This window comes from Rothia sp. 11273D007AR (assembly GCF_053547255.1).
In genome coordinates this window covers 1-982 of record NZ_JBPPWJ010000031.1, presented here as the reverse complement: position 1 = coordinate 982, position 982 = coordinate 1, and the positions used below count along the sequence as shown (strand labels likewise).

The 982-nt window shown below is 56.1% G+C and carries 1 rRNA gene; it reads left to right on the top strand.

Annotated features, from left to right (window positions below):
- Positions 1-982 (top strand): 16S ribosomal RNA (locus ACED88_RS10710); the annotation flags it as partial.

The window sequence follows — 982 nt, the reverse complement described above, 5'->3', positions numbered from 1 at the left end:
AACGGAGAGTTTGATTCTGGCTCAGGACGAACGCTGGCGGCGTGCTTAACACATGCAAGTCGAACGATGAAGCCCAGCTTGCTGGGTGGATTAGTGGCGAACGGGTGAGTAATACGTGAGTAACCTGCCTTTAACTCTGGGATAAGCCTTGGAAACGAGGTCTAATACCGGATACGACCAGTTCCCGCATGGGATGCTGGTGGAAAGGGATATGTACTGGTTTTAGATGGGCTCACGGCCTATCAGCTTGTTGGTGAGGTAACGGCTCACCAAGGCGACGACGGGTAGCCGGCCTGAGAGGGTGACCGGCCACACTGGGACTGAGACACGGCCCAGACTCCTACGGGAGGCAGCAGTGGGGAATATTGCACAATGGGCGCAAGCCTGATGCAGCGACGCCGCGTGAGGGATGACGGCCTTCGGGTTGTAAACCTCTTTCAGCAGGGAAGAAGCGAAAGTGACGGTACCTGCAGAAGAAGCGCCGGCTAACTACGTGCCAGCAGCCGCGGTAATACGTAGGGCGCGAGCGTTGTCCGGAATTATTGGGCGTAAAGAGCTTGTAGGCGGTTTGTCGCGTCTGCTGTGAAAGCCCGGGGCTTAACCCCGGGTTTGCAGTGGGTACGGGCTAACTAGAGTGCAGTAGGGGAGACTGGAATTCCTGGTGTAGCGGTGAAATGCGCAGATATCAGGAGGAACACCAATGGCGAAGGCAGGTCTCTGGGCTGTAACTGACGCTGAGAAGCGAAAGCATGGGGAGCAAACAGGATTAGATACCCTGGTAGTCCATGCCGTAAACGTTGGGCACTAGGTGTGGGGGACATTCCACGTTTTCCGCGCCGTAGCTAACGCATTAAGTGCCCCGCCTGGGGAGTACGGCCGCAAGGCTAAAACTCAAAGAAATTGACGGGGGCCCGCACAAGCGGCGGAGCATGCGGATTAATTCGATGCAACGCGAAGAACCTTACCAAGGCTTGACATATAC